Annotated in this window: 3 protein-coding genes; 1 reads left to right on the top strand and 2 read right to left on the bottom strand. The window is 66.1% G+C overall.

From position 1 onward, the window contains the following. Nucleotides 1–122: 122 nt before the first annotated feature. Both GF399_06795 and GF399_06790 read right to left on the bottom strand, forming a co-directional pair. Nucleotides 123–1,325, bottom strand: a complete 1,203-nt coding sequence (locus GF399_06795; protein ID MBD3400023.1) for a restriction endonuclease — start codon at nucleotides 1,323–1,325, stop codon at nucleotides 123–125. Then, complete coding sequence (locus tag GF399_06790) at nucleotides 1,322–3,442, bottom strand: AAA domain-containing protein (protein ID MBD3400022.1); 2,121 nt, start codon at nucleotides 3,440–3,442, stop codon at nucleotides 1,322–1,324. The genes GF399_06795 and GF399_06790 overlap by 4 nt, the downstream gene beginning before the upstream one ends. A 1,799-nt stretch (nucleotides 3,443–5,241) precedes the next feature. Between GF399_06790 and polA the strand changes: the two genes are divergently transcribed. Next, nucleotides 5,242–7,890, top strand: a complete 2,649-nt coding sequence (gene polA, locus GF399_06785) for a DNA polymerase I (GenBank protein ID MBD3400021.1) — start codon at nucleotides 5,242–5,244, stop codon at nucleotides 7,888–7,890. Nucleotides 7,891–8,048 lie beyond the last annotated feature (158 nt).

The raw sequence follows: 8,048 nt of genomic DNA, 5'->3' as shown, positions 1-8,048 counted from the left end.
GTTTTTGCGGAGGCGAACCGTTACCCTCGTTCCAACGGTCGCCGAGATGCAAAAACCGTGCCGGTTCCGGCGCGCTGAGCTTACCGCCGGGGGTGAGCGCTCGGATTATGCCGGGCTGTTTTTCAACGGGTCGGCGCGGTGCTCTCGGGACCAGGGAGTTCGGACAGCAGATTACTACCGGCACTTTCGAGGTCACCGTCCAGGGGGAAAGCCAGAGTGCGGACCCGGATCGGGCTTTGTCCCGGGCATCCGTCGAAGGGCTTAGCCGGCTCGACGGGGTAGAGCAGGACGGCCTCGTCGCAATCCAGCATCTCGGCGTAGGCCAGCACCTGCTGGATATCGGCGGCGGCCGCCTTGTCGGGGGTTTTATACTTGGTATCGATGACGCAGTGCAGCTTATCGGTGGTCCGATCCTTGAGGACGATGTCGGCGCGGAAACCCAGCTCGTCATCAGTGACGTACTGGCAGTCGACGAGTAACTGCGGCGGGGCGTGGGCCGTCAGCCAGCCGAAGACGAACAGTTCGAACAGGCTGTGCATATCGAGCAGGAAGGGAATGCTGTCGCGGTCACCGCCGGCCTGGGCGGGACCGCTGTGTTCGAGCAGGAAGGCACACAGGGCGTGGAGGGGCTGATAGTCTTCGTTGAGACGGTGGTAGAGCCGGTCGCGGCACTCAGCGGCGCCGTGGGCGCGCAGGGCCACCAGACCGGCCAGGGAGCGGTAAGCCCGGCGGATGGCCGGTCGGGAGCACTCGCCGCAGGCGGCGCTGCGGCTGACCCGTTGTAAGGTCCAGGCCAATAAGGTGTTGTCGTCGATGTCGGCTGTGTGCTCCTCGTAGCGGCACCACAGACGGACCTCCCAGGGTTTCCGCAGGGCTTCCCGTGTCAACAGGCGACCGCGCAGGTGCCGCAGGGATTCCTCACGACGCAGGTACTCGCGATAGAAACCGCGCCGGGCCCGGCGCAACACCCGCAGGGCCAGGATGTGGGCCAGTTTCTCGAATAGTTCATCCAGGCTGGTGCAGTCCCGCACCCCCGAAAGTATCTCGAAGCCCTTCAGCTTGTAGGCGTATTCCAGCATGGCGAAGACACTGACCACAGGGACCTTGGTCCGCAGATCCAGGTGCAGTTCCGGAGTCAGCGGCAGGTAACCGACCCAGCCCTGCGGGGTCAAGATGTAACGGTCAGCGGTCCGCGGCGAGGGAAAATCGACGTTGATTCGTTTTCCGTAGCGCTCCCAGAGCAGGCGGGCGTCTTCGGGCCGCAGCTCGTCCCTGGATAGATGCCGGGGTTTATACTCGGTCAGCTCGATGACCCGGGGCTTCACTGGATTTCCTCGTGGATATTCTCCCAGCGGAAAGTCTCGACTCTGCCGGGCTGGTCGAAGAAGAACTCCTCGAGGTAGGGCTCGATCTCCATCCGCCAGATGTCCTCGAGCTGGTCGGCGATGTCGGGGCGCAGGAAGAAGGTGATACCGACCTCGTAGTGGGAATCGCCGACGGCCTTGTTGAGTTTCTGCAGGACGGCTTCCAGGCGGCGGGTGTCGAAGCCGGTTTCCTCGCGCTCGTGGTAGCGGCGTAGGACGGCGTAGTCGGGCTGCAGACGCAGGAAGGCGAAGCGCCGCCGCAGGGCGTGATCGACCAGGGCGATCGAGCGGTCGGCGGTGTTCATCGTCCCGAGAAGCCGGACGTTGCCGGGGATCTTGAACGGTTTGTCGCCACCGGCCAGGGGAACGGCCTGCTCGCGGTACTCGAGCAGGTACATCAGCTCGCCCAGCACCCGGGCCAGGTTGGTGCGGTTGATCTCGTCGATGATCAACACGCAGGGGCCTTTGCGCTTGGCGGCCCGCCGGCAAAACTCGAGGAAGCGTCCGGAAACCAGCTTATAGTTCAAGCCGCCGTCGGCGGCGGTTTCCGGGCGGATGCCCTGAATAAAATCCTCGTAGGCGTAGGCGGGGTGGAACTGGACCAGCTCGTGAAAACCGTCGCCGCCGCCGACGAGGTGCCGGGCCAGCCGGCGGGCGATATAGGTCTTGCCCGTGCCCGGCGGACCGTAGAGGATTGCCTGGCCCTTGCGCTCGACGGCCCGCTTCCAGCGCTCCAGCAACTCGCGGGAGAAACCGCTCTCCGCGGCCAGTTGCTCGAGGGGGTAGCGCGGCTGGAGCTCCGGCTCCTCCTCCTCACCGGCGCACAGGAATTCCCGGATGGCCGGCAGGGGATCTTCCTCCACGGTCAACAGCACCAGGGGGAACAGGGCACGGTAGGCGGCGGCGATCCGTTCGGCCAGCTCAGCGGCGCCATGGGCGAGAACTCCGTCGCGGCCTGAACCCAGCGAAACGTTGAGTCCGTGGGTCGCCGGCTCGTCCAGCCAGGCGTCCAGCTCGGGGTTGCTTGCCAGGGCCGCCGGATCGTCGAAGAGCTCGGTCTGGCGCAGCACCTCTTCTTCAGCCTCGTCACCGTAGAGCAGCTCAGCCGCCGTCAAGCCCTCGCGCTTGAGCGAGTCCCGCAGCAGGCCGGGCAGGGCGCGGCGGTGCCGCCGGCAGTTGCGCAGAAAACGTTCTTGCGACTCCTCGCCGTATTCGCCGACGTAGAAGCCCCAGGTCAGAGCCCTGCGATCGATGTAGAGGGAGAGCTGGGCGTCGGCGATCCGCCGGCCGCCCGCGGGGTAGAAGGCGCCCCAGAGGTAATCCCAGGCCCCGCCGCGGCCGTAGTCGTTCTTGGGGATGCGGGCCAGGATTCGTTTCTCGGTCTCCAGCAGCTCGGTCATCGGCTCGGGCAGCCGTTCGGCGACCAGGGCGAACAGCCGCTTGAACGGCTCCTCGACGTACTCGGCGAAGCCGTCGCGATGGGCCTGGTAGAAGTCCTTAGTCGGGTCCTCGTGCAGAGCGGCCAGCAGCTCGAAGGTCTCCCGGCTGAACAGGCCCTCCGATGTTTTTTCTGTGCTCGTCGTCATTTTGTCCTCCTCGAGCGGCGGTGCCTGGCTCAGGCGGCGGAATTTCTCGGCGTCCAACTTGACCAGGGTGCGGCGCCAGCCGGTCTCGTCGATGCGCCGCCGGGTCAGGTCGTCCCAGACCACGGGCAGGCGGTGGGGGTACTCCTCGCCGTCGGCAAAATAGTAGGGGCCGCTGAGCGTGCCCAACCCCAGCAGTTCTGTGGTCCCCTTGTTGGCGACGATCCGGTCGCCGGGTTTGAGCCGCGAGAAGCGCCAGGCCTGCTCGATGCCGGCCTTGGTTTCCTCGCTGTGCTCAACCACCTCGTCGCGACGCGCGTCGAACTCCCGTTTTAACACACCGCCGATATCGCCCAGTTCCGGCCAGCCGATGGAGATGTAGTTGCCGGCGACCCAGTCCTTCCAGTAAACCGCCTCGGGACCCGGGGCCACCTTCCAGTAATCGACCTCCCTGAAGACATAGCCGTAGACGGCGACCAACCAGTGGGCGAACATGTCCAGCACGTCGCCTGGCCCCAACTCAGGGGCGGCGGCGAGCTCGAGTTCGTCGCCCAATTCGTCGAGGATCGTCAAGCCAAGCTTGTTGAGCTCCGGGTAGTCGGTCAGAGTTGTCGTCAACCGGGTCCCGCAGAAGTGGTCGATCAGCCGACAGCTTTTGGAGTTGACCAGCAGGAAGCGTTCGGGCTCCAGGGCGTTGAGGATCGGCGAGAGAAAACCGGCCTGCATCCCCTTGATGAAGTCCAGCTCGGCGAACTCCCGGCAGGCGGCGTCCAACTCGTCGGGCCCGGACAGACAGCGCTCGACGAAGCCCACCACGGCCTCGGCCACCCGGGGCCAATCGCCGGCTTCGACCCAACCCTGACTCTCGAACCAACCCCGCAGGTCACTGCGGATGACCGGGGCCACGCTGATCCAGACGTCGCGCTCCCGGTTGGCCTTGCTGTCGAAGTGGGGCAGCAGGTTCTCGAGGACCAGGTCGGTGTATTCCTGCCCGGCCTCGCGAGCCTTCAACACCCTTTCCCAGTTCTCCTGTCCCCGCCGCCGACCTTTCTCGTAGAGCCTGCGATGCTCGGCGAAGCTGCTCTCGTGCGGGTACTCGGCGGTGAAGCGGGCGAATAACTCCGTGAACTCCTCGGCCCGCTCCGAGGAGACCAGGGGCTGCTGGAGCTGATCGTCGGCCAGCCGGCAGACCCAGATCAGGCTCTGGACGTCGAGTATGTCCCGGGCGCCGCGGTCGGCGAAGGCCGCTCGCAGCTCATGGGCCAGCCCGCGCAGCTTGAGGTAGCTGTCGGCGTTGGGATTGGAATCCCAGAGCTCGGCGCGATCGATGAGCTCGAGGAAACGCTTGACGGCCATCGGCTTGATGTACAGCTCGGACTCCGGCTGGGTGAAGAAGAGGAAGTAGGTGGAAAAGGTCCACTTGTCGGGCAGCTCGTGAGACCGGATGTAGTCCAGGTAGGTCCCCAGACGCTCGCCGACGGGCTCCTCGCCGTGGAGCAGCTCTAAAACCGCCCGACAGAAGGCCGCCTTATCCAGGTTCTCGGCGTAGAGGATGTTCAGGTCGCCCCGGCTGGGGGCGGCGTTGTAAAGCAGGTTGTTGTCCCGACCGACGCGCTCCAGACTCTCGATGAACTCCCCGGTGTCCCCGGCCTCCAACAGCTCGCTCAGACGCTCGGCGCCCAGCAACTCGGCGGCCAACTCGACGGTTTGCCGCTTGTAATCCAACTCGTCTTTGTGCAACCGTGGATCATCGAAATCTACCCAGCCCGGGTAGACAACGCGCACCAGCTCGATTATCCGCTCGACGACAGCTTGTTCGACGGCCATCATTATTCCTTCCAGTAGAGGCTATGCTCCCTTCACCTGCTCGGGTGGGCCGCGGAAACGGTCTTCCACCGAATAGAAAGAGTTTAGCAGAGGGTGTTGACAGGTTCAACGAAACACCTAGCCTCCTGCCAGTGAGGCTGGGCTTGTTCAGTGCGAACACCCCTGGTGGGCCGCCTTACCCCGTTGAAAAACAGCCCCCGAACGTCGGCAGCTAGACGTGGCTCAGCGCCGGAACCGGCACGGTTTTTGCGGAGGCGAACCGTTACCCTCGTTCCAACGGTCGCCGAGATGCAAAAACCGTGCCGGTTCCGGCGCGCTGAGCTTATCGCCGGGGGTGAGCACTCGGATTATGCCGGGCTGTTTTCAACGGGGTCAGCCACCGGGCGTCCTTTTACCCCCGTCCCCGGCGGGTGCTATAATCGGATAAACGTCTTGAGGTTCACGCCCGCCCCCGCCCGAGGAGAACGATGTCGGACAAGCCGCGCCTGCTGCTGGTTGACGGTTACTCGTTGATTTTTCGCACCTTCCACTCGATCAAGTCCTCGCTGACCGACGAGGAGGGGGTCAATGTGGCGGCGCTCTACGGCGCCACCCGGTTGGTGCTGGGGCTGATCCGGCGGCACCTGTTCGACGGCGCGGAAAAGGGGGGGTACCGCAAGCACCTCGGTGAGTACGCCGAGGAGCGCTTCGCCTTCGTCGTCGACGCGCCGGGGAAAAACTTCCGCCACGAGGTCTTCGAGGACTACAAGGCCAACCGGCCGCCGACGCCGCCGGAGCTGCCGCCGCAGATGGAGCGCCTGCGGGAACTCTACCCGGCCCTGGGCTGGCCCGTGGTCGAGGTGCCGGGTTACGAGGCCGACGACGCCATCGCCGCCCTGACCCGAGAGGCCCGCGACGCGGGCTACGAGGTGCTGATCTTCACCGGCGACAAGGACCTGATGCAGCTCATCGGCCCGGCGGTGCGCCACATCGCCCACGGGCGCAAGGGCGAGGAGAGCCTGCGCGACGCCGACTACGTCAGGGAGAAGTTCGGGGTGGCGCCGGAGAAGATGCGCGACCTGCTGGCGTTGACCGGCGACACCGTCGACAACCTCCCCGGCGTACCCGGGGTGGGGCCGAAGAAAGCGGCCGGGCTGCTGGAGGAGTACGGTGACCTGGAGAGCATCTTCGATCACGCCGACGAGGTCAAGGGCAAGCTGGGCGAGAAGCTGCGCGAGCACGAGGAGGAGGCCCGGCTGACCTGGAGGCTGGTGGGGCTGGACGAGGAAACGCCGGTGCCCGGGTTGGACGAGCTGCGTCTCTCGGCGCCCGGGGACGAGGCCCGCGAGTTGCTTTCCAGCCTGCGCTTCGCCAGCCTGACCCGGGAGCTGGGCCTGGCCGAGAGTCGGGAGGTCAGTTTCACCACGGCCGACGACGGGCCGCCGGAGGATTTTGGCGCGGCCGTCAAGGACGCCGGTCGGCTAGCGCTGATACCCCTGGGCGAGTATCGCGACGACCGCAGTTACGAGCTGCGGGCCCTGCGGCTGGCCGTCCGGAGCGATGCCGAGCTGCTGGTCCCCTGCGAGGACGGCCTCCCGGCCTGGCTGGGTGAGCTGCTGAACGCCGACGGGGTGACGGCGATCGGCTACGCCTTGAAGCCGCTCAGCGAGGAGCTGGGGACCTTCGAGGAGCTGATGCTGGCCGGCTGGCTGCTGGAGGCCGACCGTCCGCCCCGGGGGCTGGCCGACTACTGCCAGAAACACCTCGGCGAGCGGCCGCGGGGGGGTGGGGACGAGGCCCAGGGCGACCTGTTCGCCGAGCCGGAGCAGAGCGAAGCCGCCGGTCACGCCGCCGCCGCCCTGCGCCTGTGGCCCGTGCTGGAGAAGAAGCTGGCCGAGGCCGAGTTGGAGCTGGTCTACCGTGGGATCGAACTGCCGCTGACCCCGGTGCTGGCCGCCGTCGAGCGTCGGGGCCTCTGGCTCGACCGGCAGGCCCTCGGCGACTTCGCCGCCGAGCTGCGCCGGCGGATGGAGGAGCTCGAGGAGCGGGCCCACGAGCTGACCGGCATCGAGTTCAACATCGCCTCGCCCAAGCAGGTCGGCGAGGTGCTGTTCGACAAGCTCGACCTGCCCGGGGCCAAAAAGACCAAGACGGGCTATTCGACGGCCCAGAGCGTGCTGGAGAAGCTGGCCCCGGAGCACGAGATCGCCCGGGTGATCCTCGACTACCGCCAGTTGGCCAAGCTCGAGGGCACCTACGCCGCCCGGCTGCCCGAGCGGATCGCACAATCCACCGGCCGCTTGCATACCACCCTGCACCAAGCCGCCGTGGCCACCGGGCGCCTTTCCTCCTCGGACCCCAACCTGCAGAACATCCCCATCCGCACCGAGCTGGGCCGCCGCATCCGCGCCGCTTTCACCGCTCCGACGGGTTGGAAGCTGGTCAGCGCCGACTACTCGCAGATCGAGCTGCGGTTGCTGGCCCACGTCTCCGGCGAGACCCGGCTGATCGAGGCCTTCCGCTCCGGCGTCGACGTCCACGCCGCCACCGCCGCCACCCTGTTCGAGTGCGACCCCGACGAGGTCACCCCGGAGCAGCGCAACAGCGCCAAGATCGTCAACTACTCCCTGATCTACGGCAAGGGGGTCTACGGCCTGGCCCGGGACCTGGACATCGGCCGCGACGAGGCCGGGGAGTTCATCGACAATTACTTCCGCAAGTACCCCGCCGTCAAGGAGTGGATGGAGCGCCACACCGAGCGTGTGCGCAAACTGGGCTACACCGTGACCCTCTGCGGCCGCCGCCGGCCCTTCGGCGAGATCAACTCCCCCAACCGCCGGGTACGTGAGGCGGCCGAGCGCGCCGCCCTCAACGCCCCGCTCCAGGGCACCGCCGCCGACATCTGCAAGCTGGCCATGATCCGCGCCGAGGAGGCCCTGGGGAGCGCCGAGCTCCAGGCCCGGCTGCTGTTGCAGATCCACGACGAACTCCTCGTCGAGGCCCCCCGGGGGGAGGTCGAGGCCGTCAGCGATCTGCTGCGCCGGGCGATGGAGCAGGCCCACGAGGGGCTGATCAAGCTCAGCGTGCCGCTGACCGTCGAGCTCGGCGTCGGGGATAACTGGCTGGCCGCGCATTAGGAGGTTATTATGGGAAACGAAGAGATTATCTTCTGTAAACTATATGAAGATTACCTAGATTTTCTTAAAATAATAGGGATTATCACCTAATTGTGACCAAGCGCGAAGTCTGCTCCTGAGGTAGTTTAGCGCGTTTTCGGCGTCTCGAGGGTTGAAGC

Source organism: Candidatus Coatesbacteria bacterium, from assembly GCA_014728225.1.
Lineage (GTDB): Bacteria > RBG-13-66-14 > RBG-13-66-14 > RBG-13-66-14 > RBG-13-66-14 > WJLX01.
The sequence above is the reverse complement of the archived record's forward strand: the minus strand, read 5'-3'. Positions and strand labels throughout refer to the sequence as shown.

What these genes read in the sequence shown, in the direction of transcription:
- GF399_06790 (MBD3400022.1), bottom strand. Translation starts at nt 3,442, where the DNA reads ATGTTCGCCCACTGGTTGGTCGCCGTCTACGGCTATGTCTTCAGGGAG.
- polA (MBD3400021.1), top strand. Translation starts at nt 5,242, where the DNA reads ATGTCGGACAAGCCGCGCCTGCTGCTGGTTGACGGTTACTCGTTGATT.